20 protein-coding genes are annotated in these 25,536 nt (G+C 39.0%); 13 read left to right on the forward strand and 7 right to left on the reverse strand.

Going from position 1 to position 25,536, the window contains the following annotated elements; genetic code table 11:
• Nucleotides 1–37: 37 nt before the first annotated feature.
• Nucleotides 38–646, forward strand: coding sequence for a MarR family transcriptional regulator (locus IPP61_07880; GenBank protein MBL0325083.1), 609 nt, complete (start codon nucleotides 38–40; stop codon nucleotides 644–646).
• Nucleotides 647–652: 6 nt separating this feature from the next.
• Here the strand turns inward: IPP61_07880 and IPP61_07885 are convergent, their stop codons facing one another.
• The 3 genes from IPP61_07885 to IPP61_07895 all read right to left on the reverse strand — a co-directional run bounded on the left by IPP61_07885 (nucleotide 653) and on the right by IPP61_07895 (nucleotide 2,415).
• Complete coding sequence (locus IPP61_07885; GenBank protein ID MBL0325084.1) at nucleotides 653–1,300, reverse strand: hypothetical protein; 648 nt, start codon at nucleotides 1,298–1,300, stop codon at nucleotides 653–655.
• 65 nt (nucleotides 1,301–1,365) lie between these two features.
• Nucleotides 1,366–1,545: a hypothetical protein gene (locus IPP61_07890; GenBank protein MBL0325085.1), complete on the reverse strand. Its 180-nt coding sequence runs from the start codon at nucleotides 1,543–1,545 to the stop codon at nucleotides 1,366–1,368.
• A 171-nt stretch (nucleotides 1,546–1,716) separates the two neighbouring features.
• Complete coding sequence (locus tag IPP61_07895; GenBank protein ID MBL0325086.1) at nucleotides 1,717–2,415, reverse strand: hypothetical protein; 699 nt, start codon at nucleotides 2,413–2,415, stop codon at nucleotides 1,717–1,719.
• A 416-nt stretch (nucleotides 2,416–2,831) separates the two neighbouring features.
• Between IPP61_07895 and rplK the strand changes: the two genes are divergently transcribed.
• The 6 genes from rplK to rpoC all read left to right on the forward strand — a co-directional run bounded on the left by rplK (nucleotide 2,832) and on the right by rpoC (nucleotide 13,674).
• Nucleotides 2,832–3,269: a 50S ribosomal protein L11 gene (gene rplK / locus IPP61_07900; protein ID MBL0325087.1), complete on the forward strand. Its 438-nt coding sequence runs from the start codon at nucleotides 2,832–2,834 to the stop codon at nucleotides 3,267–3,269.
• A 68-nt stretch (nucleotides 3,270–3,337) separates the two neighbouring features.
• Nucleotides 3,338–4,036, forward strand: coding sequence for a 50S ribosomal protein L1 (locus IPP61_07905; protein ID MBL0325088.1), 699 nt, complete (start codon nucleotides 3,338–3,340; stop codon nucleotides 4,034–4,036).
• A 2-nt stretch (nucleotides 4,037–4,038) separates the two neighbouring features.
• Entirely contained in the window at nucleotides 4,039–4,572 is a 534-nt protein-coding gene (locus tag IPP61_07910) for a 50S ribosomal protein L10 (GenBank protein MBL0325089.1), read from the forward strand.
• A 74-nt stretch (nucleotides 4,573–4,646) separates the two neighbouring features.
• Nucleotides 4,647–5,030 (forward strand): 50S ribosomal protein L7/L12, encoded by a 384-nt coding sequence (gene rplL / locus IPP61_07915; GenBank protein ID MBL0325090.1) that lies wholly within the window; start codon nucleotides 4,647–4,649, stop codon nucleotides 5,028–5,030.
• A 447-nt stretch (nucleotides 5,031–5,477) separates the two neighbouring features.
• On the forward strand, nucleotides 5,478–9,335 hold the full coding sequence (gene rpoB / locus IPP61_07920) for a DNA-directed RNA polymerase subunit beta (GenBank protein MBL0325091.1): 3,858 nt from the start codon (nucleotides 5,478–5,480) through the stop codon (nucleotides 9,333–9,335).
• A 34-nt stretch (nucleotides 9,336–9,369) separates the two neighbouring features.
• Nucleotides 9,370–13,674: a DNA-directed RNA polymerase subunit beta' gene (gene rpoC, locus IPP61_07925; GenBank protein MBL0325092.1), complete on the forward strand. Its 4,305-nt coding sequence runs from the start codon at nucleotides 9,370–9,372 to the stop codon at nucleotides 13,672–13,674.
• Nucleotides 13,675–13,763: 89 nt separating this feature from the next.
• Here the strand turns inward: rpoC and IPP61_07930 are convergent, their stop codons facing one another.
• The 4 genes from IPP61_07930 to IPP61_07945 all read right to left on the reverse strand — a co-directional run bounded on the left by IPP61_07930 (nucleotide 13,764) and on the right by IPP61_07945 (nucleotide 19,805).
• On the reverse strand, nucleotides 13,764–14,447 hold the full coding sequence (locus IPP61_07930; protein MBL0325093.1) for a hypothetical protein: 684 nt from the start codon (nucleotides 14,445–14,447) through the stop codon (nucleotides 13,764–13,766).
• Between the two features lie 158 nt (nucleotides 14,448–14,605).
• A complete protein-coding gene (locus IPP61_07935) occupies nucleotides 14,606–15,073 on the reverse strand; it encodes a hypothetical protein (GenBank protein MBL0325094.1) in 468 nt (155 codons plus the stop codon).
• Between the two features lie 1,113 nt (nucleotides 15,074–16,186).
• Nucleotides 16,187–17,362 (reverse strand): acetyl-CoA C-acyltransferase, encoded by a 1,176-nt coding sequence (locus IPP61_07940; protein ID MBL0325095.1) that lies wholly within the window; start codon nucleotides 17,360–17,362, stop codon nucleotides 16,187–16,189.
• A 34-nt stretch (nucleotides 17,363–17,396) separates the two neighbouring features.
• On the reverse strand, nucleotides 17,397–19,805 hold the full coding sequence (locus IPP61_07945; protein MBL0325096.1) for a 3-hydroxyacyl-CoA dehydrogenase/enoyl-CoA hydratase family protein: 2,409 nt from the start codon (nucleotides 19,803–19,805) through the stop codon (nucleotides 17,397–17,399).
• Between the two features lie 167 nt (nucleotides 19,806–19,972).
• On the opposite strand from IPP61_07945, the gene IPP61_07950 reads away from it, so the two are divergent.
• From IPP61_07950 to IPP61_07975, 6 genes are all read left to right on the forward strand, one after another.
• Nucleotides 19,973–20,416: a MerC domain-containing protein gene (locus IPP61_07950; GenBank protein ID MBL0325097.1), complete on the forward strand. Its 444-nt coding sequence runs from the start codon at nucleotides 19,973–19,975 to the stop codon at nucleotides 20,414–20,416.
• A gap of 99 nt (nucleotides 20,417–20,515) precedes the next feature.
• Entirely contained in the window at nucleotides 20,516–21,547 is a 1,032-nt protein-coding gene (locus tag IPP61_07955; protein ID MBL0325098.1) for a rod shape-determining protein, read from the forward strand.
• 73 nt (nucleotides 21,548–21,620) lie between these two features.
• Entirely contained in the window at nucleotides 21,621–22,475 is an 855-nt protein-coding gene (gene mreC / locus IPP61_07960) for a rod shape-determining protein MreC (GenBank protein ID MBL0325099.1), read from the forward strand.
• Nucleotides 22,472–22,990 carry a hypothetical protein gene (locus IPP61_07965; protein ID MBL0325100.1) on the forward strand — a complete coding sequence of 173 codons (519 nt, stop codon included), beginning with the start codon at nucleotides 22,472–22,474 and terminating at the stop codon, nucleotides 22,988–22,990. Before mreC ends, IPP61_07965 begins: the two co-directional genes overlap by 4 nt.
• A gap of 3 nt (nucleotides 22,991–22,993) precedes the next feature.
• Nucleotides 22,994–24,187: a beta-lactamase family protein gene (locus tag IPP61_07970; protein MBL0325101.1), complete on the forward strand. Its 1,194-nt coding sequence runs from the start codon at nucleotides 22,994–22,996 to the stop codon at nucleotides 24,185–24,187.
• An 11-nt stretch (nucleotides 24,188–24,198) separates the two neighbouring features.
• Nucleotides 24,199–25,521, forward strand: a complete 1,323-nt coding sequence (locus tag IPP61_07975) for a vanadium-dependent haloperoxidase (protein MBL0325102.1) — start codon at nucleotides 24,199–24,201, stop codon at nucleotides 25,519–25,521.
• The last annotated feature ends 15 nt before the right edge of the window (nucleotides 25,522–25,536 follow it).

Consider the following 25,536-nt stretch of genomic DNA (forward strand, 5'->3'; position numbering starts at 1 on the left):
TTAAATTTGTTTAAAATTTCAAAAGGAAATATTTTTTGTGAACAAACTGGTACAATTGGTAAATCTTTGGGCAGAATTTGAAGCCCAAAATCCTGAGGCAGAAATCAAAGATTTTTGTTTGGATTTTATTTTGAAAGATTATCAGGAAAAAAAAACCGGATTTATCACGATAAATGGCCAATTGGCGAGTTTGACAGGTAAACTTTCCAAATATGCCAGTTTTTATTCCAAAAAGGCATTGGAGAAATTTTCCCTCAATAACATCGAAGACTGGGTTTACCTCATGCGGTTACGGGAAATGGGTACACCCAAAAAGAGCGAACTGATTTACGATATGATTTCGGAGTTTCCTTCGGGTATCGATGTCATTAAGCGATTGGTGAAACTCAATCTGGTGGCGGAATTCCCCGATGTGGAAGACAAGCGTTCAAAACGCCTCAAAATCACAGAAAGCGGTCTGGAGTTATTAATAAAAAGTCTGCCATGGATGGAAAAAATCTCCGACATGGCCTTCAATCAGTTGCAGGAACCCGAAAAAGTCTTGCTCGTTGACTTGCTCGACCGGCTCAATACTTTTCACAAAACTCACTACATGAATGTCCGTACCTCCAGTATTGAGGAGGCGTATGAGGTTTTGGTGAAATGAAATTTTTTAGAAAATCCATCCAAAATGCAGATAAGGAACAGGCATAAAACCTTTTCTAAAATTCCTTAGCTCTACTTCTCTTCGGTTTTCCTGCCAGGTAGGTTGCATGTTATCCCAGTCATTATAAGCCCAATAGCTTGGGTTTTTGGTTAATTTGTCAGTATTCATTGTATTGAAATAATACCTGAAGCCCATACTGCCTGTAATAGTAAAATGTTTCAAAGCTACTATTTTGAGCCCGGCATTTATTTCCGGAGCAAAGCTTAATCCTTTGGTTTGCATCGAGTCGCGTGCTATTCCGAATCCATCATCTCTCAGGCTCATTTTGGAATATTCCAAAGTGCCGTTGACACCGGCAAAAAAGCGGAAAACCTTTGAAGTCTCCCCTTTGAGATACCACCTTTGCCCATAATCGGCCCTGATACCATTAAACTGCATTTTTGACCACATCATAAATAACAGGTTGTCTCCCTGATAGCCGGCACGAAAGGTTGTTGATCGTTTTGGTGATTTAAAGTGTTCAAAATCCACATATAAACTTTGAGATAAGGCCAGCCAGGGATGTAAGGGCAAGGCAATTTCGTTTTGACCTTTTTTATTTTGAGCAAAAGAGAGATTGGAAATCAGAAATAATAAAAGCAGGATTCTTTTCATTTTTATTGAATTTTGGACTTTCAACAAAAATAAAGAAAAACCTCATCCCAACCAAAAAGCACCCGTTATTTCTTCCCTTTAATCATCTCTGCCACTTCTCTGATTAGCAGCGAAGTCAAAGCACCAATCACAAAAATCGAAAGAAACTGTACTGTCCTAATGTTTTCATTGCCAACAATGCGGGTAAAAGTACCAATTGAGAGTACCAACATAATCGCCAGCAAAATCATTCTTCTGTTTTTCATAATATAAAAGGTTTATTTTCAGATAAATGTAGGGAATTTTTGCAAAAATCAAATAATCAGAAATTTTAATTCGAATTAATATCGTTAAATCATCCTTCATTAACTCAATCCCACTTCCTGATTATTTGACTCCAGATATTCTTTATTGCCGGGTTTCTCCATTCAAAAATACTAGCGGGTGAAAATCGCTGCAGTATTTTTGTCATCGTCCAGCGTGGTCATGGATTTAATTTTCTTGCGACTTATTTTTCCGTTTATTTGAGCAGCAGAAATGATATTTTCATTATTTATTTTTATGAAATCGTCCTGAGATTTTAATTCTATATATCCCGATTCGTTTACCAACAGATGTTTGCCCTTTACAATTATATATGTGTTATCATTGCCTGATTTTGCAGTTTCAATCTCATTCAGAAAATCTCTTTTCTCAGCTTTTCTTTTTAAATCGGATTTCATCAATTCAACAGATGGTTTATCGGTCATTAAAGAAAGTTCTGAAAAAGCATCTGATTTTGAATCTTTTTTGTTTTTTAATCCAAAATATAAAGTGGCATTTGAATCCCCTTGCAAGTCTCCCCAATGTTCATATTGTGTGAAATTTTCATACCCGTTTTTCTTAATTTTTAGGCTAAAAAACATTTCACCCTTTTCCTGCGTGTTTAGTATTAATGTGAAATAGCCATTTTGATCTGATGTGCCCACCAGTTTATTTTCAGAATCAAAAAAACTTGCATTCTCTACTGGCCGGTAAGTTTCCGAGTCTACCACCAAACCCGAGAGGTTGATTTTTCTTGTTCCGCCAAAAGATGTGATTGCATAAAAAACGAAAATGAAAACAATGACAGATTGTGTTAAAATTGATTTTTTCATGATTTATAGTTTTAGTTTTTAATGGCCATTAAACGTTTATGTTCAGGTTTTTATTATTGGTTTTAATCATTTTTGGATATAAAATAGCTGTATTGTTTTAAACCTATGGAATGCTTTTCTATTTCTATATATAAAAATCACTATTTCAAGCATTTATTTCCCAAAAAACTTTTGCTTTTCAAAATCATTTTTCTACCTTTGCAGTCCATTTTGGGCAGCTTGTCCGTTTTGGCGAAGTTTTTCTCTGTCTCTTGTCATATTATCAATATGTTAGGCTTCCCCTGAGGAGTATGAGAAAAAGCTTTGGAGAATCGAATGATCATCTGTTTTTCTAGCTCTGGATTGTGACTACAGAGCCACTGAGGGTAGATTGAGTTCGTTAGTTCGTATTTCTCAAATTTAAAATTCAAAAGAAAATGGCGAAAGAAATCGCAGGATACTTAAAACTTCAAGCTAAGGGTGGCCAAGCCAACCCAGCACCTCCAATCGGTCCGGCTTTGGGTTCGAAGGGTATCAACATCATGGAGTTCTGTAAGCAGTTCAATGCCAGAACACAGGATAAAATGGGCCAGGTGGTTCCGGTATTAATCACATACTATACCGACAAATCATTTGAGTTTGTTATCAAAACCCCTCCTACCGCCGTATTGCTGATTGACGCTTCTAAAGTAAAGAAAGGTTCAGACCAGCCTAACCGTAACAAAGTTGGGTCAGTTACCTGGGATCAGGTTAAAGTTATTGCTGAAACCAAAATGCCGGACCTTAACTGCTTTACAATTGAGTCGGCCATGAAAATGGTAGCAGGTACTGCAGCTAACATGGGAATCACCATCAATGGTGCGAGTCCTTTTTAATTAATTAACAAAAACTGGGAGTCTGAGTAAGCTCCTCCGAGCCGAAGAAGACGCTAATTACCAAAATTATGGCTAGAATAAGCAAAAAAAGAAAAGAAGCACTTTCGAAATTTGATGCGACAAAATCGTATTCATTGGAAGAAGCCGCTGCAATTTTGAAAGAAATCTCCTACACCAAATTCGATTCTTCTGTTGACATCGACGTACGTTTGGGCGTTGACCCTCGTAAAGCCGACCAGATGGTTCGTGGCGTAGTAGCCCTTCCTCACGGAACAGGTAAAACCGTTCGCGTATTGGTACTTTGCTCTCCTGACAAGGAAGAGGAGGCCAAAGCAGCCGGTGCCGACTACGTAGGTTTGGATGATTACATTCAAAAAATCGAAAAAGGCTGGACTGATATCGACGTGATCATCACCATGCCTACCGTAATGGCTAAATTGGGCCGTTTGGGTAAAATATTAGGTCCTCGTGGCTTAATGCCTAACCCAAAATCAGGTACAGTTACCCTTGAAGTAGGTAAGGCAGTACAAGAAGTGAAAGCCGGTAAAATCGACTTCAAAGTTGATAAAACAGGTATCATTCACGCAGGTATCGGAAAAGTATCTTTCGACGCCAAGAAAATCGCTGAAAACGCTGACGAGTTAGTTCATACATTGATCAAACTTAAGCCTTCTTCGGCAAAAGGAACATACGTAAAAGGCATCACTTTGTCTTCAACTATGTCACCTGGTATTCAGATTGACAAATCAACAATAATCGGACTGTAATCATGAGAAGAGAAGAAAAAGCACTTATCATTGAGAATCTTACCGAAAAGTTTGCCAACATTCCTTATTTCTATATCACTGACGCAAGCGGTATGTCTGTTGCTAAAACCAACAAACTTAGACGTCTTTGTTTCGACAGAGGTATCGAATATATAGTAGTGAAAAACACACTTATCGAGAAGGCTCTTGAGTCGCTCGACACAGATTACACGGCTTTCAACGAGTCAGTCCTTAAAGGATTCTCTGGTATCATGTTTCACCCTGAATCGGGTAAAGCTGCTGCCAAATTGATCAAAGATTTCCTGAAAGAAAACAAAGACTCAATCAAGCTTAAAGGAGCTTCAATAGACGGTGGATTGTTTGTTGGTCACGACCAATTAGACGCTCTGACGAACTTGAAATCTAAAGCTGAGATGATTGGCGAAGTAATCGGATTGCTACAATCACCTGCTAAAAATGTCATTGGTGCATTGCAGAGTGGTGGCAACAAACTGGCTGGAATACTTAAAACTCTATCAGAGAAAGAAGCAGCCTGATTTTTTTAACCGGATGTTGCAAGGTGCAGCATTCAATTTTTAAATATTGTTTATAAAATAAAAATTCTATAAAAATGGCAGATTTGAAAGCATTCGCTGAACAATTAGTTAATTTGACAGTAAAAGAGGTAAATGAGCTTGCAGCTATCCTCAAAGACGAATATGGTATTGAGCCAGCTGCTGCTGGTGCTGTAATGGTAGCCGGTCCGGCTGCTGGTGGTGGCGAAGCTGAGGCTGTAGCTGAGCAAACAGCATTCGACGTAATCCTTAAATCAGGTGGTGCTAACAAACTTCAGGTTGTGAAGTTGGTTAAAGACCTTACAGGTTTAGGTTTGAAAGAAGCTAAAGAATTAGTTGATTCAGCTCCTAAAGCTTTGAAAGAAGGTATCGCAAAAGACGAAGCTACAGCTCTTAAAACTCAGTTAGAAGAAGCTGGTGCTGAAGTAGAAATTAAATAATTTTTATAACAGTCTTACAATCAGACTCTGGTCAAAACGTTAAAGTTTTGGCCGAGTCTTTTTGTCATTTAAAAACCGGCCGTTTTTCATAAAGTTCTTTATCATAAAAATACGGCTGATAAATCAGGGCGGCTCACGCCACAAGCGTGACACTTGCTCCACACCAAAGCGTGGGAGCTCAAACAAAGGCTCAATCCCTGCCGCGGCTAATCACCGACACACCAAATAAAAACTTTCTGAGTTATTGATTCACAAGGAATTAGACTCAAAAAAGCTTTTTATCCGATACACTTCTGCTACTCGTAGGGCAGATGCAAAGGGGTAAATAGTTTTCTTCACTGCGATTATTTTTCTGAAAAGAAAACTCAATTTTAGCTCAAAAGGCTGGGGGAGAGGGTCACTTTTCAACAAGTAATTAAAATTTTTCATTTTTAAACAATTAAAACCTTGAAATTGACAGAAACCGGAAGGAAGTCCTTTGCAAGCGTTACGCCCGCATTAGAATATCCCGATTTCCTGGATATTCAGTTGCAATCGTTCACCGAATTTTTCCAGATTGACACCCCGGCCGAAAGCCGCCGTGCAGAAGGTCTGTATCAGACTTTTATGGACAATTTCCCGATTGCCGACTCGCGTGAAAACTACGTACTGGAGTTCGTCGATTATACCATCGACCAACCCAAATACTCTGTAGATGAGTGTATCGACAGAGGCCTCACTTACTCAGTGCCACTTAAAGCCAAGCTTCGCTTACTTTGTAATGACACCGACAACGAAGACTTCGAGACCATCGAGCAGGAAGTATTCTTAGGAAACATTCCTTATATGACTGGCCGTGGATCATTCGTTATCAATGGTGCTGAAAGGGTAATCGTTTCTCAGCTACACCGTTCACCAGGCGTGTTCTTCTCTATGAGCAAGCACACCAATGGTACAAAACTATACTCTGCCCGTGTAATCCCAATGAAAGGATCATGGATAGAGTTCTCGACCGACGTAAACAACGTAATGTATGCTTACATCGACCGTAAAAAGAAATTTCCGGTAACTACACTATTACGTTCAATTGGTTTTGGTTCTGACAAAGAAATCCTTGACCTTTTCGGACTTTCAGAAGAAGTTGCTGCTACTAAAGAAAACCTTAAAGGAGTAATTGGTCGCCGTCTGGCAGCAAGGGTTCTTAAAACCTGGACAGAAGACTTCGTGGATGAAGATACCGGTGAGGTAGTTTCTATCGATCGTAACGAAATTATCCTTGAGCGTGATTCTGTTATTTCTGAGAATGACCTTGAGTTAATTCTTGATACTGAGCAAAAATCCATTATTCTTCACAGGGAAGATGCCAATGTGTCAGAATTTAACATCATATATAATACACTTCAAAAAGATAGCTCAAACTCTGAAAAAGAGGCCGTTGAGCAAATCTACCGTCAGTTGAGAAACACTGAAGCACCTGATGAGGCCACGGCTCGTGAAATCATCCAGGGCTTATTCTTCTCTGATAAGCGTTATGATTTGGGTGAGGTGGGTCGTTACAGAGTAAACACCAAATTGAGCCTTGATACTCCTTTGGAAACTTCGGTTTTGACCAAAGAAGACATCATTTCAATCGTGAAATATCTGATTGGACTTATAAATTCCAAAGCAGTTGTCGATGATATTGACCACTTGTCAAATCGTCGTGTACGTACTGTAGGTGAGCAGCTTTCAGGACAATTCGGAGTAGGTCTTGCCCGTATGGCCCGTACCATTAAAGAAAGAATGAACGTTCGTGATAACGAAGACTTCAAGCCGGTTGATTTGATCAACGCCCGTACTTTGTCTTCTGTAATCAACTCATTCTTTGGGACTAACCAGCTTTCTCAGTTTATGGACCAAACCAACCCATTGGCTGAGATTACTCACAAACGTCGTCTTTCAGCCTTAGGACCAGGTGGTCTTTCGCGTGAAAGAGCCGGTTTCGAGGTTCGTGACGTTCACTATACGCACTATGGTCGTCTGTGTACTATCGAAACTCCAGAGGGTCCAAACATCGGTTTGATATCTTCACTTTGTACTTTTGCAAAAGTTAACTCGATGGGCTTTATTGAAACTCCTTATATGAAAATAGAAGGGGGTAAGCTTTCGGGCGAAATAGAATATTTGACAGCTGAAGAAGAAGATGGTAAACACATAGCCATGGCTACTTCAGAAACCAAAAAAGATGGTACTTTCAGTATTGATCTTCTAAAATGTAGATATGAAGGGGATTTTCCTTTGAAAAACCCTAGCGAAATTGAATTCATGGACATTGCTCCTAATCAAATCGTTGCCATTGCTGCTTCATTGATTCCATTCCTTGAGCATGATGATGCCAACCGTGCGCTGATGGGTTCAAACATGCAGCGTCAGGCGGTGCCTTTGTTGCGTCCCGAAGCCCCAATTGTTGGTACAGGACTTGAAGGAAAACTTGCCCGTGACTCTCGTACACTTGTGGTGGCGGAAGGAGAAGGCGTTATCGATTACGTTGATGCCGATAAAATCGTAGTAAACTATGATTGGTCTGAAAATCAGAAACTTGTTAATTTTGATACTAACCTCAAAACTTACAGTCTGATTAAATTCCGTCGTACCAACCAGGATACTTGCATTAACCTTCGCCCAATTGTATTAAAAGGTCAGAAAGTAACAAAAGGTCAGATTTTGGTAGAAGGATATGCTACTCAAGGTGGCGAACTTGCTCTTGGACGTAACCTTCAGGTTGCATTCATGCCTTGGCAAGGTTATAACTTTGAGGATGCCATCGTTATCTCTGAAAGGGTTGTTCGTGAAGATATCTTTACATCAATACACATCGAAGAGTTTGACTTGGAAGTTCGTGATACCAAGCGTGGAGAAGAAGAGCTTACAGCTGAGATTCCAAACGTATCAGAAGAAGCTGTTAAAAACCTGGACGAAAACGGTATCGTGCGTACTGGTACTCACATCAAAGAAGGTGATATCTTGATTGGTAAGATTACTCCAAAAGGGGAATCTGATCCTACACCGGAAGAAAAACTTCTTCGTGCTATCTTCGGCGACAAAGCCGGCGATGTGAAAGATGCTTCTAAAAAAGCACCTCCTTCATTAAGAGGGGTTATTATAGATACAAAATTGTTCTCACGCCCTTCAAAAGAAGAAAGAGTTAAACATAAAGAAGAGCTTAAAACACTTCTTAAAAGCCATAGCAAGAATCTTTCTGATCTGAAAAATGTGATGATTGATAAAATGACTACCCTTTTGGATGGTCAGACTTGTAACGGAGTTAAGCATAAATTTGGTGAAGAATTGATATCAAAAGGTGTTAAATTCAATAAATCTAACATCTCTAATAATCTTTTCCCTGATAAAAACCCGTTTGTTGATGAAAGCACCTACAATGTTCCTGAAGAGTCAAATCTTTTTGGTGATATTATACTTGAAGGCTGGACAAGCGATGACGAGCTAAATGCTTCTTTGATTTCTTTGGTTAAAAACTATTTGACCAGAAGATCAGAAATCATCGGCGTATTCAAAAGAGAGAAGTTTGTTCTCGAAGTAGGGGATGAACTTCCTGCTGGTATCGTTAAATTGGCTAAAGTTTACATTGCTAAAAAACGTAAGTTGAAAGTGGGTGATAAAATGGCCGGTCGTCACGGTAACAAAGGGGTGGTTGCCAAAATCGTTCGCGATGAAGACATGCCTTTCCTTGAAGATGGTAGCACAATGGATATCGTACTTAACCCTCTTGGTGTACCTTCCCGTATGAACATCGGTCAGCTGTATGAAGTTGTACTGGGTTGGGCAGGACGTAAATTGGGACGTAAATATGCAACTCCAATTTTTGATGGTGCTTCAGCCGAAGAGGTTAATTCAGAGTTGATAGAAGCCGGATTGGCAGAATATGGTCGTACTCAGCTTTACAACGGACTTACCGGAGAGCCTTTTGACCAAAAAACTACAGTGGGTATCATGTATATGTTGAAACTGGGTCACCTGGTTGATGACAAAATGCACGCCCGTTCTATCGGACCATACTCTTTGATTACGCAACAGCCATTAGGAGGTAAAGCTCAGTTTGGTGGTCAGCGTTTCGGTGAGATGGAGGTTTGGGCTCTTGAGGCTTTTGGTGCATCACATGTATTGCGTGAGATTCTTACACTGAAATCTGATGATGTATTGGGTCGTGCCAAGGCTTATGAAGCTATCGTTAAGGGTGAAAACCTTCCGAAAGCAAGTATCCCTGAGTCGTTCAACGTGTTGGTGCATGAACTAAGAGGTCTTGCATTGGAAATCACTCTTAATTAAGTAAAATATCATTTTCATAAAAAAGAATTAGAAAATGTCATTAAAGAAAAATAAAAAGCTAAACAGCGATTTTGATAGCATAACCATTAGTCTTGCCTCTCCAGAGTCAATTCTGGAAGGATCTTATGGTGAAGTTACTCAACCCGAAACTATTAACTACAGAACCTACAAGCCTGAAATGGGCGGTCTGTTCTGTGAGCGTATTTTCGGGCCGGTTAAAGACTGGGAATGTCACTGTGGAAAATACAAAAGAATTCGTTACAAGGGTATCATTTGTGACCGTTGTGGTGTAGAAGTGACCGAGAAAAAAGTACGTCGCGAGCGTATGGGTCACATCGAATTGGTTGTGCCGGTGGCTCACATCTGGTATTTCCGTTCTTTGCCAAACAAAATAGGATACCTATTGGGTCTTTCTTCTAAAAAACTAGATCAGGTTATCTACTATGAAAGATATGTAGTAGTTCAGGCCGGTATCAAAGAGGAAGATGGCATCTCTCAAATGGACTTCCTTACTGAAGAAGAGTACTTGGATATCCTTGACAAATTGCCAAGAGAAAACCAATTACTTCCTGATGAGGATCCTCAGAAATTCATCGCCAAGATGGGTGCTGAGTCACTTTACATGTTATTGTCAAGAATCAAGTTGGATGAATTGTCGTATGAACTACGTCACCAGGCCGCTACAGATACTTCTCAGCAACGTAAAGCAGAAGCCTTGAAGCGTCTGAAAGTAGTAGAATCATTCCGTGATTCAAGAAATCGTATTGAAAATCGCCCGGAATGGATGGTTATTCGTATGGTTCCGGTTATTCCGCCTGAATTGCGTCCTTTGGTGCCATTAGATGGTGGTCGTTTTGCAACTTCTGACTTAAATGATCTTTACCGTAGAGTAATTATCAGAAACAACCGTCTGAAAAGATTGCTTGAAATCAAAGCTCCGGAAGTAATCCTGCGTAACGAAAAACGTATGCTTCAGGAAGCCGTTGATTCACTTTTTGATAACTCAAGAAAAGTTAACGCAGTAAGATCAGATGGTAACCGTGCCTTGAAATCTCTTTCAGATATGTTGAAAGGTAAACAGGGTCGTTTCCGTCAAAACCTCTTGGGTAAAAGGGTGGATTACTCAGGTCGTTCGGTTATCGTAGTAGGACCAGAAATGAAACTTCATGAGTGTGGTCTTCCTAAAGATATGGCAGCCGAGTTATTCAAGCCGTTTATTATCAGGAAATTGATAGAAAGAGGTATCGTAAAAACTGTTAAATCTGCCAAGAAAATCGTGGACAGAAAAGACGCAGTTATTTGGGATATCCTCGAAAACGTTTTGAAAGGACACCCTGTATTGCTTAACCGTGCTCCTACTTTGCACCGTTTAGGTATTCAGGCATTCCAGCCAAAATTAGTCGAAGGAAAGGCAATTCAATTACACCCACTGGTTTGTACAGCCTTCAACGCTGACTTTGACGGTGACCAGATGGCCGTCCACGTGCCGCTTGGTCAGGAAGCCATCATGGAGGCTTCTGTATTGATGCTTTCTTCGCACAATATCCTTAACCCTGCCAATGGTGCACCTATCACCGTACCTTCTCAGGACATGGTTTTAGGTCTTTATTATGTAACCAAAGGTAAAAAATCAACACCTGAGGAGCCAATTATAGGAGAAGGAAAAACTTTCTATTCTGCCGAAGAAGTTGTGATTGCTATCAATGAAGGTCTTCTTTCAAAACATGCTTTCATAAAAGTGAAAGTTACCATTAAAAACGAAAAAGGAGAATTAGAAGAAAAAATAATTGATACTGTTGCCGGTCGTGTATTGTTCAATCAGTTCGTTCCTGAAAAAGTGGGATATATTGATGAACTTTTGACCAAGAAAAAACTACAGGTAATTATTGGGAAAGTTTTCAAAGAAGTATCTTTTGCCCGTACTGCCCAGTTTTTGGATGATATCAAAGAATTAGGTTTCCAATCTGCCTTTAAAGGTGGTTTATCCATCGGTTTGGGTGATATCATGATTCCTGAGGAAAAACAATCATTGATTGAAAATGCAAGGGTCGAGGTAGAAGAAGTACAAAGTAACTATATGTTTGGTATCATCACTGAGCGTGAGCGTTATAACCAAATCATCGATATCTGGACACGTGTTAATACACGTTTAAGAGAAACTTTACTTCGTCAGCTGGAAAATGATCGTCAGGGCTTTAACCCTGTATATATGATGATGCACTCTGGTGCCCGTGGTTCTCAGGAGCAGATTCGTCAGTTAGGTGGTATGAGGGGTCTTATGGCCAAACCTCAGAAAAACATCGCCGGTTCTGTAGGTGAAATCATCGAGAACCCGATTCTTTCCAACTTCAAAGAAGGTCTTGACGTACTTGAGTACTTTATCTCTACTCACGGTGCTCGTAAAGGTCTTGCCGATACAGCCCTAAAAACAGCCGATGCCGGTTATCTGACTCGTCGTCTTCATGATGTAGCTCAGGACGTGGTTGTTAATGAGGTGGATTGCGGTACCTTGAGAGGTATCAACGTATCAGCTCTGAAAGAAAATGATGACATCATTGAGCCACTTTCTGAAAGGATTTTGGGTCGTACATCAGTTCATGATATTATCGATCCTTTGACTAAAGAATTGATTTTGGTAGCAGGCGAGGAAATTACTGAAGAAATAGCCGAAAGAATCGACGAAACCGCTATCGAAACCATTGAGATTCGTTCAGCTCTTACTTGCGAAACTAAAGTAGGTATTTGTGCAAAATGTTACGGACGTAACCTTGCTTCTGGTCGAATGGTGGATGCCGGTGAAGCTGTGGGTGTAATTGCCTCTCAGTCAATCGGTGAGCCGGGTACTCAGTTGACACTTCGTACATTCCACACCGGTGGTACTGCCATGAACGTGTCTGTTGAAGCCAATTTGAAAGCCAAATTTGCAGGTAAAATTGACTTTGAAGAAATCAGAACAGTAGAATCTCTTGATAAAGAAGGAAATCCAGCTACAATCGTAATCGGTCGTAGAGGTGAAATCAGAATTATCGACGAGGCCACCAAACAAATCCTGATTTCGAATATCGTACCTTATGGTTCGACTATTCAGGTAAAAGATGGTCAGAAAATCACCAAAGGTGAGCCTATCTGTCACTGGGATCAGTTCAATGCCGTAATCCTAACAGAGTTTGACGGAGTGGTTGAATACGATTCAATTGAAGAAGGTATTACTTTCCGTGAAGAAGCCGATGAGCAAACCGGTTTCCGCGATAAAGTAATCACGGACTCTAAAGACAGAGCCAAAAACCCTTCAATTATTGTAAAAACCGGTGACGAAACCAAGGAATATAACCTTCCGGTTAATGCTCGTTTGATGGTTGAAGATGGTCAGCAAATCAAAGCAGGTCAGATTTTAGCCAAAATACCAAGAGCTATCAACATGAACCGCGATATTACCGGTGGTCTTCCAAGGGTAACCGAGCTTTTTGAAGCCCGTAACCCATCGAACCCTGCAGTAGTATCTGAAATCGACGGTGTTGTGTCTTATGGAACCATCAAGCGTGGTAATCGTGAGATCTTTGTAGAGGCCAAAGATGGTACCAAAATGAAATACATGGTATCACTTTCTAAACTTATCCTTGTACAGGAAGGTGACTATATCCGTGCGGGTGAGCCACTTTCTGACGGTGCCATTACGCCTGCCGATATACTTCGTATCAAAGGACCAACCGCCGTACAGGAATACTTGGTTGATGAAACCCAGGCCGTATATCGTCAGCAGGGTGTGAAAATCTCTGACAAGCATATCGAGGTGATAGTACGCCAGATGATGCAGAAAGTTGACGTATTGGATGCCGGTGACACCATGTTCCTTGAGATGCAGGCCGTAGATAAGTGGACATTCCGCGAAGAAAACGACCGTATCATTGACAAGAAAGTGGTAATGGATTCCGGTGCTTCTGAAAACTTCAAGCCTGGTCAGATTATCACCAACCGTGAGTTTAGAGACGAAAACGGTCGTCTGAAACGTGAAGACAAGAAACTTATGACCGTGCGTGATGCACAGCCTGCGGTTTCTCAGGTAATCCTTCAGGGTATTACCACGGCTTCATTGGGTACTGAGTCGTTTATCTCGGCAGCATCGTTCCAGGAAACTACCAAGGTACTTTCTGAAGCAGCCGTAAAAGGTAAGCGTGACGACCTGGCCGGTCTGAAAGAAAACGTAATAGTAGGTCACCTGATCCCTGCTGGTACCGGAAAACGCACCTATCAAAACATACAGGTAAATACTGTAGAAGAGATAGAAGCCGCTCAGGCCCGCAGATTGGCAGAGCCTCGCAGAAGAGAATACGTAGATTAATTTCTAAAATCTCTTATATCAAAAATCCCCTTCTGGCTATGCTGGAAGGGGATTTTTTATTTTTAAAAAAATAATTAAACAACCAATTTTTACTTTAAGGGAGGCAGAATCGTAAATTTTTTTTTCACAGTCTTTAGGTTGATTTTTCTTTCTAATGGTTTATCCAAAATATCAATGTAACCGTATTCGGGATTATACTTTGAATCATTTTTATCTAAAATAAAACAATCGGAATGGTCAAATATGCAATCATTGATTTGTATGGTTTTAGAAATTCGGAAGGACTCCCATTCAATACATATGGTTGATTTATATGGCGTTATTTTCTGATTTGAGTTTTCTTTTTTATCAAATATCAACAACATCTCAGTTTTGTCAATACCAACTTTATAACCTGTATCAAATTTGCCAAATATGTCATAAAACAAAATCAAACCAGTGAATGGATTATTCTTATTTCCATCGTTTTCTAAATATCTTTTGTCAGGTATTTTGGTAACTACCACAAAATGATATTTATTTTCCAATTTGGAGGCAACCAAAAATGTGGCGTTGTCAAAGGTAATATGAGAGCCATCTTCCATTTTGGTTCTCAGTTTATTTTCAGAAATGGAAGAAAATGGAACTACAACTATTTTTCTTGAATTGGATGCGAATTCTTTCTCCCAATTATAGTCCCATATAGGTTGTAATTGTTTGAATTTTTTGGAAAATAGATGTTCAATTTTGCTTTTTTCGGAAATTAAGTTTTCATATTCTTTTTTTATTTCCATAGTATATTTATTTATTCTGAATGGTTAAATCGACATTAAAAAGTTCTTTTTCGTGCTTTTCAAGAGATTGAAGTTAAAAATTTTAATGCCAAAAATAATAATAATACCCTCATTATTAGATTTTAATGTTTTTTGTTCTATCGATCGATTTCTGAAATTTATTCAAATCCATCACTTGAAAATCGAAACTCCCAAAATGATATGTAGAAATTTGGGGATTCAGTATTGTTTTTAGGAATGATGGTTAATCTAAGTTTGTTAGGTTTGTTTATTTTATTTAAATAGAACCAAACAGGAGGATGTTTACTAGAATTACTTAATGATGATTCTCTTGCAAGAAGTAAAGTGTCAAGAGTATTTAGATCTACTAAGTTAAATTGTTTATATTTTATATTAGGTAAAATTGCGGCTTCAGAGAACTTAATATATTGTTTAGGAGACTTAGGGGTTGAAAATTCGGATTGATAAATTCCATTCTCTAGTTTTAAAATGATGAAGTTGGAGGTAGGGAAAAACAGCACTCTTAAAAGTGCATATAGTGAGATAATTATTATAAGAATAAACCAAAAAACTGAAGGATGTACAATACTTCTGATAAATGTTTTTTTCAAAATTTGTAAAGACATTATTTGTTAGATTTATTTTATTAACGTATTTTATAATAGGCGGAAGTTCAAATTTAATTGTTTAGTATCAATAAATTGCTTCATGATCGATGGTTTTTTTCTGTGGAATTGTATGCAATTAACGCTGAAAATGTAATGGTCAACTAGTATATTGTATTTTTATGTCTTGAAAGCACAATGTAAAAGATATGCTCCAATTGATGGATTATCGACTAACAAGCTGTACTTTTTCTTTACATAATCATATCCACCATAGTTCTAAAAGCCGAGGTTTTCATGTTCTTTAAAAGCTTTCAAACTAATGTTAACATGCAAAGAAATTTTGAAACAGGCATACACTTATGTACATTATATCCATAAACAACTTTCCCAATGGCTTTTCATAATCTTTTTATTTTCAGTGTTTTACTTGGTCAAAACTTGCTAAGTATATAACCCAATGACCAGTATCAGTTACAATTTATAGAACCTTGAAAATGTAGAAATACTCAAAAAAAAACAATATCCTCGTTTACAAAAACTTTGTGATTACAAATGTGTTTGATTTCGCATACTTTAAGTGGTGAAGAATCTTTGAAACTGATACCAGAACAATCGTTGGAGGTGTTGTTTATTAAATAAATTGCCAGAGGAATGAGTGAATCGGACATAATTACTGAAAATCGGTTATAGAAAGTACAGTTTGGAAATTAATCTTACATGCGAACACCGAAATAATTCAATATTAAAGTTTAACGATTTTAGAAACCAGATATATGAAAAAGCACCTGTCTCTTCAAGAATTCATATTTGAAAGTTTTGAGGATTTATTCCCGATTTTTGAATTTAAAGAAACTAGAGCTTGAATGAAGATGAAAATCAATATAAAAGTCGTCAATAGACCTAAAATTTTCGATAAACTTCGATGGATTGGAAGATAGTGGGAAAGCCAGGCTAAGTATTTGAAAATCAGTAATTAAAAACACCTGATTTTCTTCATTTTTTCAAGTTTTTTAGTTCAAAATATCCCTCTTTAAGAAATTCTCTAATATTGAACTAGCGTTAACTAACAAAAAAAACACCCCCAAAACTGAGGGTGCTTATTACGTTTCACCAAAATTTATTTATTCGACCTTATAACAATTCGTAGATTCCGGCTACGCCCTGGCCACCGCCCACACAGGCTGTCACCATACCGTATTTTTGATTACGGCGACGCATCTCGTTGAATAGTTGGACTGAGAGCCTAGCTCCGGTTGAGCCCAAAGCATGTCCTAGTGCAATCGCACCGCCATTGGGGTTTAGTTTCGCAGGGTCAATTCCCAGTTCTTTTACAACTGCCAATGATTGTGAAGCGAAAGCCTCGTTGAGTTCAATCTGATCAATATCAGCAAGTTTTAAGCCTGCTTGTGTCAGAGCCTTTGGCACCGCAAATACAGGTCCGATTCCCATCAAGCTAGGTTCGCAACCAGCTACTGCGTAGGCCATCATGCGTGCTATGGGGTTCAGTCCGAGTTCTTTCATTAATCTTTCTGACATCACAATTACAAAAGCAGCTCCGTCAGAAGTTTGCGATGAATTCCCTGCCGTAACACTTCCACCTGCTGAAAAAACAGGTTTCAGTTTAGCCAATGCCTCACGGCTGGTGTCGGCTCTGGGGCCTTCATCTTTGGCTACAGTATATTCACGAGTTTTCTTTTTTCCTGACTCGGCATCGAAATACGTTTCTTTTACTGTGATAGGGACTATTCCACTATCAAAGTACCCTTCTTTTTGAGCATTCAAAGCTTTTTGATGAGACTGATAAGCAAACTCATCTTGCTCCCCCCTTCCAATTTGATATTTTTGAGCTACATTTTCAGCGGTTAAGCCCATACCTACATAGTAGTCAGGGTTATTGCTGGCAATGTTGTAGTTCAGTGCCGTTTTAAAACCCGTAGTGGGTACCATCGACATGGATTCAGTACCTCCGGCAATGATACAATCCGCCATTCCAGCTGCTATTTTCCCTGCAGCCATGGCTATTGCCTCCACACCCGATCCACAATAGCGGTTGATGGTGATACCCGGTACAGTTTTTCCCAATGCTAAAAGCGAAATATATCTGGCCATCTGCATGCCTTGTTCGGCTTCAGGTACAGCATTGCCCACAATGATATCATCCACTCTGGTAGGGTCCAGGGAAGGCACTTTACTGAGTAAATGTTTTATGACTTCGGCGGCAAGGTCGTCAGGCCTGGTAAATCTAAAAACGCCTTTAGGGGCCTTTCCAACTGGTGAGCGATATCCGTCTATTATATATGCATTCATTTTTTTTACGCTAAAATAATTTGTTGAAAATAAATCAATTTCTTGGAGGTTTACCACCTGACAAAAGTCCCTGCATTCGCTCCATAGTTTTACGTTCGCCACAAAGCGATAGAAAAGCTTCTCTTTCCAGTTCCAGCAAATATTTCTCACTTACCAGCTGAGGATAACTCAGGTCACCACCACAAATTACATAGGCGAGTTTTTCAGCAATCAATGCATCATGGTCAGTAATGTAATTGGCCATCCGCATTGATTTTATGCCTGCTTTGAAAAGTGCTATTCCGGTTTTTCCCTGAACTTTCACATCAGTTCTGCGGGTTGGTTGGGTATAACCATTTTCAGCTAATTCTATAGCCGCTTGTTTGGCTTCTGCTATTAAACGGCTGCGGTTCAACACGATCTGATCCCGACCTGTTTTCATATAATTCATATCAAAAGCCTCTTTGGCTGAAGTCGAAACTTTTGCCTGAGCAATATTCATGAAGGCATTTTGAAGAATATTCAGCTCGGCATCACCCGGTTGATATATGTCTGATGCTCTCAGGGCCATTTCTTTGGTACCGCCACCGGCCGGGATCAGACCCACACCCAATTCTACCAAACCCATGTAGGTTTCGGCTGCAGCCACCACTTTGTCGGCATGGAGGTTCATTTCACATCCACCGCCCAGGGCTAGGGTATGCACTGCCGTCACAACAGGAATCGAGGAATAACGTGCCCGCATCATAGTTTCCTGAAACTGAGCAATCATGAGATCTATTTCATCATATTCCTGCTCTACCGCAAACATAAACAGCATGGCCAGATTGGCTCCTGCCGAGAATGCTTCCTGGCTATCGTTACCAATTACCAGACCTCTGAAATCTTTTTCAGCCAAAGCGAAACCTTTGTTGAGAGCCTCAATGGGTTCGGCACCCAGTGTGTTCATTTTTGACTGAAACTCAACTCCCAATATGCCATCGCCCAGGTCAAATATTGAGGCACCGGCGTTTTTCCAAACCACATTGGTTTTTCTGATATTATCCAAAATAATGAATGACTCAGTACCCGGAATGGTTTTATAGCTTTTAGAATTAATGTCATAATAAAGCTTTTTGCCGCTTTCGAGTTTATAAAAAGATTCACATCCAGCTGCCAACATTTCATAAACCCACTGAGCGGGCTTTTGATTTTCGGCTTCCATCATTTCAACAAATGCTTTCACACCTACGGCATCGGCAGTGGCAAAAAGACCAAGCTGCCAGCCAAACCCTGCACAAATAGCATCATCAACTTTATATAGTTCATCTGCTATTTCTGGAATACGCATGGTAGCATATTTGAAAGCATCGGCAAAAGTTTTTCTGTAAAATTGTCCGGCCTTATCGGTTCCTTTGAGTAAAACCGGAATTCTGCCCGCTACTGTATCAATACCTTTGGTGGTTTCGAGCGTGGCAAATTTCACTTTCTCAGCCGGGCGATAATCCAGGGTATTAAAGTCGATACCGAGTATTACAGTTTTACCGTTTTCGTCTTTGGTTTTTTTGTAAAAACCTTGTCCGGTTTTATCTCCCAACCATTTGTTATCATACAGTTTCTGCATGATGGCAGGCAATTTGAATGCCTCAATAGACTCATCATTTTGTAAGCCCGCTAGCAGGTTATTGCATACATTAACTGTTGTATCCAATCCAACTACATCAGAAAGCCGGAAAGAACCTGATTTTGGACGACCCACAATTGAGCCTGTCAATTTATCAACCTGCTCTATGGTCAAGCCCAGTTCTTCGGTAGCTCTGATGGTTTGTACCATGGCATAAATACCCAGACGGTTGGCAATAAATGCGGGAGTATCTTTACACAAAACCGTTTGTTTGCCTAGATACAAATCGCCATAACTCATCAGAAAATCAATGATTTCCGGATTGGTTTTAGGGCCGGGGATTATTTCCAGCAACCTCAGATACCTGGGAGGATTGAAAAAGTGTGTACCACAAAAATTTTGCTGAAAGTCCTCACTTCTACCTTCTGACATAAGATGAATAGGAATTCCCGAAGTATTAGAAGTAACCAAAGTACCCGGTTTGCGATGAGCTTCTACTTTGTCATAGATTAGTTTTTTTATTAGAAGCTTTTCGACCACAACTTCTATAATCCAATCCACCTCCTTGATTTTAGGCATGTCGTCGTCAAAGTTGCCAAGCTTAACTCTGGCCACCGAACTTTGATTATAAACCGGTGAAGGACTGGCTTTTACGGCTGCCTGAAACAGCTCATTTACGATGCGATTCCTTACCGCAGGATGGGTGTTGTCCAATCCTTTGGTTTTTTCGGCGTCATTGGGTTCGGCTGGTACCATGTCGAGCAAAAGCACCTCACAGCCAATATTGGCATAGTGAAGAGCTATTCGGCTACCCATAATTCCTGCCCCCAAAACGGCTACTTTTTTTATGGCTTTTTTCATAAAACCTATGTTCAATAAATTATTTTGATTTTCAAAAATAGTATGCAAGCATAACATTTGCAAATCTATACTTTCCCGAAATATTATGCAAGCTTACCATAAAAAATAAAAATTTTGGAACTAATGGAATGATAAAGTGATTATATTTGCATCACCGTTGCAATAAAATGTTAAAAAAAATCAGAAAACATACTCACTTATTACACAAAACCGGCATGTTTTTGTCGTTTTTGTGTTTGATTCATTGTCTTTCCATGCCTTTTATTGTTACATTACTACCTTTTGTAGCCAAAAACTTTATTAGTCATACAACAGAAGTAATTTTAATGGGCGGGAGTTTATTGATAGCGGTAAATTTGTTAATCAAAGATTACAAAATTCATCATAATAAAAAGCCGGTAGTTTTAATGATTATCGCAGCAATTCTACAATTTTCCGGTTTCTTTTTATTGCCTGAAAATTTTGAAACACCCTTTGTGGTTACAGGGTCATTACTGTTGGCTTGGGCATATGTGAGCAATTGGCAGATGCATCAAAAGTCTTGCAGTAAACCATTCACACTAATTTATTTTTTTTATAAAACTGCCTTATTTTCTGAAGAAAAATGTTGAAAAATTCTGTCAGAATAATAAACTATCTGATAGCTGCATTTTTTGAAAAATTAGTTTTAAATTTGCATTTCATTTTAAAATCGACAAAAAAGAGCTTAAATGGCCGGATTCTTTAGTTTTCTTACCAGTGATATTGCAATAGATTTGGGTACAGCAAATACCCTCATTATATATAAAGACCAGATAGTAGTTGATGAGCCTTCGATTATTGCTCTCGACAAAGTATCGGGTAAAGTGCTTGCTATTGGCCATAAGGCGATGCAAATGCACGAAAAAACCAATGAGAACATCAAAACCATCAGGCCACTAAAAGACGGAGTAATTGCCGATTTTACTGCAGCTGAGTTGATGATCAGAGGTTTGATAAAAATGATTCCTACGGGTCGAAATTTATTTTTCTCTCCTTCACACCGCATGGTTATTTGTATTCCTTCGGGTATTACTGAGGTTGAAAAACGTGCCGTGAAGGACTCTGCGGAGCATGCCGGAGCCAAAGAGGTATATATGGTTCATGAGCCTATTGCTGCTGCGATTGGAATTGGTATCGATATTGAACAACCCAATGGCTCAATGATTGTCGATATTGGTGGGGGTACCACTGAGATTGCAGTTATTGCCCTTTCGGGTATTGTTTGTGAATCTTCAGTTCGTATCGCCGGTGACTTGTTTACCCGTGATATAGTTGATTATATGCGTCGTGAGCATAACCTTTTGATAGGTGAGCGTTCGGCAGAGTTCATCAAGATTCAGGTAGGTTCAGCATTGCCTGATCTTGAAAACCCGCCTGCAGATATCGAAATCAGAGGACGTGATTTGATGACTGGTATTCCAAAAGAAATAAAAGTAACCTACAGTGAAATTGCGTATGCTCTTGATAAGTCGATTTCGAAGATCGAAGAAGCCATAATGAGAGCGTTGGAAATGTCGCCACCAGAACTTTCCGCCGATATTTACGAAAACGGAATTTACCTATCAGGCGGTGGTGCTTTGCTTCATGGACTTGACAAAAGGTTGGAGGTTAAAACCAAGTTGCCGATTCACGTTGCCGACGATCCACTTAAAGCTGTGGTAAGAGGAACAGGAGAAGTGCTGAAAAATATTGGCAAATATCAAGCTGTTTTGGTTCAGTAATATACTTAAAGTCAGTAAATTAGGTATCCGCATTTAAGCAAAATCGGGTACCTTTTTTTAAATATAAATTCGGATGTCTCAATTATTCGGGATATTATATAAGATCAGGCATTTCTTTATGTTTCTGTTTTTGCAGATAGCATGCTTTTATCTTATTGGAAAAAATAGTGTTTATTGGGATGTAACTTTTTTCAATTCGACCAATAATGCTGTTGCCAAATCAATGGCCGTTTCTCAAAGTATCAAAGAGTTTATTAATCTGAGTGATATAAATGGACAATTGGTATCTGAGAACAAAAATTTGAGGGAAGAACTTACCAAATTACAGGAGTTTAATTCGCTTGCTAATACAGGTTATAAGACTGATTCGAATAAAGCCCGGAGGTATGAATATTTAGTCGCCAAAGTAATTTCCGGCACCCAAAATTTAACGGACAACTATATCACTATTGACAAAGGTACAAAACATGGACTTAAACCCGGTATGGGGGTGATTTGTCCTCAGGGGGTAGTTGGGCAGATAATGTCTTGCAACGAAGAATACAGCAGGGTATCCACGATATTGCACTCCTCGCTTTCGGTTTCAGCAGAAATACTCAATAATAAGCTTAGAAAAGAAAAAATCACTGCTTTGGGAATTGGAAGTTGGCCAGGAATAAATTCCCGAATTATTAAACTTTCAACTGTTGATAGATTTAAGACCATTTCGAAAGGCGACAGTGTTGTAACATCGGCTCAAAATTCTATTTTTCCGTCAAAAATAATGATTGGGCATATCAGTAAAATTAATACTGTACCCAATGATGCATTCTATGAAATTAGTGTCAGACTTTCGACTGATTTTTCGAGTTTGATGTATGTATATGTGGTTAATAACAAGTTGATTGATAAGCAAAATCAGGTTGAAGAAATAATTGTAGATAAGTGAACACCCAGAATTTATTCAAAATAATCGGAAGCATTTTGCTATATACTTTTTTACAAGTATTTATAGTGAGAAATCTCGTGTTTTTTGACGTTGCTTTTTGCTTTGTTTACATTTCGGTTATTTTATTTTTACCTAATAGTACAACTACTTCTGCATTGCTTTTAATTGCATTTTTGATAGGTTTGATTGTTGATATGTTTTATAATACGGCAGGTATGCATGCCTCTGCGGCAGTATTGATTGCCTATTTGAGGGGATATATTCTCAAGGTTTTATTTCCAACTAAAGGTCTTGATACCGAGCTTGTTATATCTCTGGATGGAATGGGTACCGAACGGTTCATCAGATATATTATTATTCTGACTTTTGTACACCATTTTTACTTGTTTTTCCTCGAAGCCGGCACCCTTTCTTTGTTTTTAAATACCTCCCTCAAAGTCATCGCCAGCGTATTATTTAGTACAATAGTAATTTTCTTATTTCATATATATTTTAAAAGTCTCCAAAATTCCTGATAGATGCTGTTTTCGTGTAGGTTAGTGAGTGTGGTTCTGTTTGCATTACTGCTTCAGGCTTGTGATCAAAAAGTTAAAGAATCCGCTGGTGAAAAACCTGAAAAGGTATTGACTGAAAAGGAAATTGAGAAAATCAAAAAAGAGATAAATGCCGGAGCAAAAACTGCTGCAATTGAATCTATTGTCAATGCTAAAGTCAATGCAGGGTTTAACGGCAATGTGCTGGTGGCTCAAAAAGGGCTTGTACTTTTTGAAGGCACATACGGATTGGCAAATATTGAGGATACTATCAAAAACACATCCGGGTCAAAATTTCAGTTGGCGTCACTCTCAAAAACCTTCACAGCCGTTGCAACTATGAAAATGGTCGAAGAAGGTCAAATGGGATTAGATAATACAGTAAAAGACTATTTTCCTGATTTTCCCTATGATGGAGTAACAATCAGGAGTTTACTTTCTCACAGGTCGGGACTTCCTTATTACCAATATGAGTTTGATAAGAAAGTAAGAGACGAAAAAATATATCCGACTAACCAGATGTTGATGACCTGGTTTGCCAAAGCTAAACCTACACCTAAGCCTCTCAATCTACCTGATCATTTTTTCTCCTATAACAATACCAATTTTGCCATTCTCGCTGCCATAATTGAAAAAGTATCGGGAAAAAGTTTTGATGACTATCTACAGGAAAAAATATTTAAGCCCGCCGGAATGAAGGAGACTTTTACGGCTAACAGCAAAAATCCCGAACTTCAAAGAAACAAAACACAAGGCTATCAAAATGGACGTAGATTAGAAAAAGATTTCTATGATGACATCATGGGTGACAAGGGGATTTACTCTACAACCGGTGATTTGCTCAAATGGTACAATTTACTAAAATCAGAAAAAGTACTAAGTAAGGAAAGTCTCAGAGAAATGTACACTCCGAGGAGTTTTGAGCACCCGGGATTAAGAAATTACGGCTATGGTTTCAGGCTGTGGGTGAATGATTTACAGCAAACTGACTATATTTATCATACAGGATGGTGGAAAGGATATAATACTATAATGTTTTTTGATTTAAGAGAAGATTTTGTAGTAATTTTGCTAAGTAATAAGTACAACCGTGGCGTGTACAATATTCGGGATATCGTGAATATTTTACACGGTAAAAACAAGGCTAGTACTTTAGAAGAAAATATTCTAGACCAATAAAAACCAAAAAAATGAAAAAAATTGCATTTTTACTTGCAGTAATGGTTTTTGCTGCTTGTAATTCGAAGACTTCACAGGAGTACAGTAAAGTAACCAACGACCCCCAGTTTATCCACGATGCCTATCAAAAGTTAACAGACGTAATCATACACGATATTTTTTCGCCGCCCGTTACCGCCAGAATTTATGCTTACGCTTCCATTGCAGGATATGAGGCACTTATTCCAGGTAATCCTGACTATGTGAGTGTAGGGGGACATCTGAATGGATTGGCAGAAGCACCTAAACCCGAAGCAGGTAAAGAATATTGTTATCCGCTGGCTAGTGTAAAGGCCATTATGACTGTTTCAAGAAATCTTACTTTTACAGTTGAAAAGTATGATGAATTTGAAAAGGCCACTTATAAGAAATTTAAAGATGCCGGTGTTCCTTCAGATGTTTATGAGCGGTCATTGAAATTTGGAGAAGAAATTGGGAATTATGTAAATGAATATTCTAAAAAGGACAATTATCTCCAAACCAGAGGACTTAGATATACTGTGAAAAATACAGGTGACAAATGGGTACCCACTCCACCTCAATATGCCGATGCCATGGAGCCTTACTGGGGAACCATCAGAACTATGGTGCTTGATTCGGCACACCAATTTCCTTCTAAAACTGTAATACCATATTCTAAAGATGCCAACAGTCCTTTTAGAGAAGAAGTGAAAGCGGTCTATGAAACTGTAAAAAACCTGACTCAGGAACAAAAAGACATCGCATGGTTTTGGGATGATAATCCCTTTGTAATGAATGTGCAAGGTCATGTAATGTTTGCCAATAAAAAAATGACTCCTGCAGGTCACTGGGTTGCAATAACCCGTACGCTTTGTAAACAAGAAAACAAAGATATATTCGAAACCGCAAATGCTTATGTAAGAGTATCGGTTGCTCACTTTGATGCATTTATTGCTTGCTGGCATGAAAAATATTCTACCGAAAAAATCAGACCAGAGACCGTTATTAATGCCGATATAGATCCCAAATGGATGCCATATTTGCAAACACCCCCATTCCCTGAATACCCATCGGGTCATAGCATTTGCTCTTCTACAATTGCCGAAGTACTTACTGATTTGATTGGAGATAATGTAAGCTTTACAGATTCAACGGAGTTTATTTATGGGCATGGCGTAAGAAAATTCCCCTCGGCTCGTAAGGCAGCAGCCGAAGCCTCAATCAGCCGTGTGTATGGTGGTATCCACTACAGGTCAGGATGCGACGAAGCATTTGTAACCGGAACCAAAATTGGTCAGTATATTTCCGGAAAACTTGTTACAAAGAAAAAATAAAAAAATAGTGTAATT

This window comes from Cytophagaceae bacterium (assembly GCA_016722655.1).
GTDB lineage: Bacteria > Bacteroidota > Bacteroidia > Cytophagales > Spirosomataceae > Leadbetterella.

Coding starts and splice junctions, on each gene's coding strand:
- IPP61_07930 (MBL0325093.1), bottom strand. CDS start 14,447: ATGGAAATAAAAAAAGAATATGAAAACTTAATTTCCGAAAAAAGCAAA.
- IPP61_07945 (MBL0325096.1), bottom strand. CDS start 19,805: ATGAAAAAAGCCATAAAAAAAGTAGCCGTTTTGGGGGCAGGAATTATG.
- IPP61_07970 (MBL0325101.1), top strand. CDS start 22,994: ATGCTGTTTTCGTGTAGGTTAGTGAGTGTGGTTCTGTTTGCATTACTG.
- IPP61_07940 (MBL0325095.1), bottom strand. CDS start 17,362: ATGAATGCATATATAATAGACGGATATCGCTCACCAGTTGGAAAGGCC.
- rplL (MBL0325090.1), top strand. CDS start 4,647: ATGGCAGATTTGAAAGCATTCGCTGAACAATTAGTTAATTTGACAGTA.
- IPP61_07975 (MBL0325102.1), top strand. CDS start 24,199: ATGAAAAAAATTGCATTTTTACTTGCAGTAATGGTTTTTGCTGCTTGT.
- IPP61_07955 (MBL0325098.1), top strand. CDS start 20,516: ATGGCCGGATTCTTTAGTTTTCTTACCAGTGATATTGCAATAGATTTG.
- rpoC (MBL0325092.1), top strand. CDS start 9,370: ATGTCATTAAAGAAAAATAAAAAGCTAAACAGCGATTTTGATAGCATA.
- IPP61_07895 (MBL0325086.1), bottom strand. CDS start 2,415: ATGAAAAAATCAATTTTAACACAATCTGTCATTGTTTTCATTTTCGTT.
- IPP61_07910 (MBL0325089.1), top strand. CDS start 4,039: ATGAGAAGAGAAGAAAAAGCACTTATCATTGAGAATCTTACCGAAAAG.
- IPP61_07905 (MBL0325088.1), top strand. CDS start 3,338: ATGGCTAGAATAAGCAAAAAAAGAAAAGAAGCACTTTCGAAATTTGAT.
- IPP61_07890 (MBL0325085.1), bottom strand. CDS start 1,545: ATGAAAAACAGAAGAATGATTTTGCTGGCGATTATGTTGGTACTCTCA.
- rplK (MBL0325087.1), top strand. CDS start 2,832: ATGGCGAAAGAAATCGCAGGATACTTAAAACTTCAAGCTAAGGGTGGC.
- mreC (MBL0325099.1), top strand. CDS start 21,621: ATGTCTCAATTATTCGGGATATTATATAAGATCAGGCATTTCTTTATG.
- IPP61_07885 (MBL0325084.1), bottom strand. CDS start 1,300: ATGAAAAGAATCCTGCTTTTATTATTTCTGATTTCCAATCTCTCTTTT.
- IPP61_07935 (MBL0325094.1), bottom strand. CDS start 15,073: ATGTCTTTACAAATTTTGAAAAAAACATTTATCAGAAGTATTGTACAT.
- IPP61_07950 (MBL0325097.1), top strand. CDS start 19,973: ATGTTAAAAAAAATCAGAAAACATACTCACTTATTACACAAAACCGGC.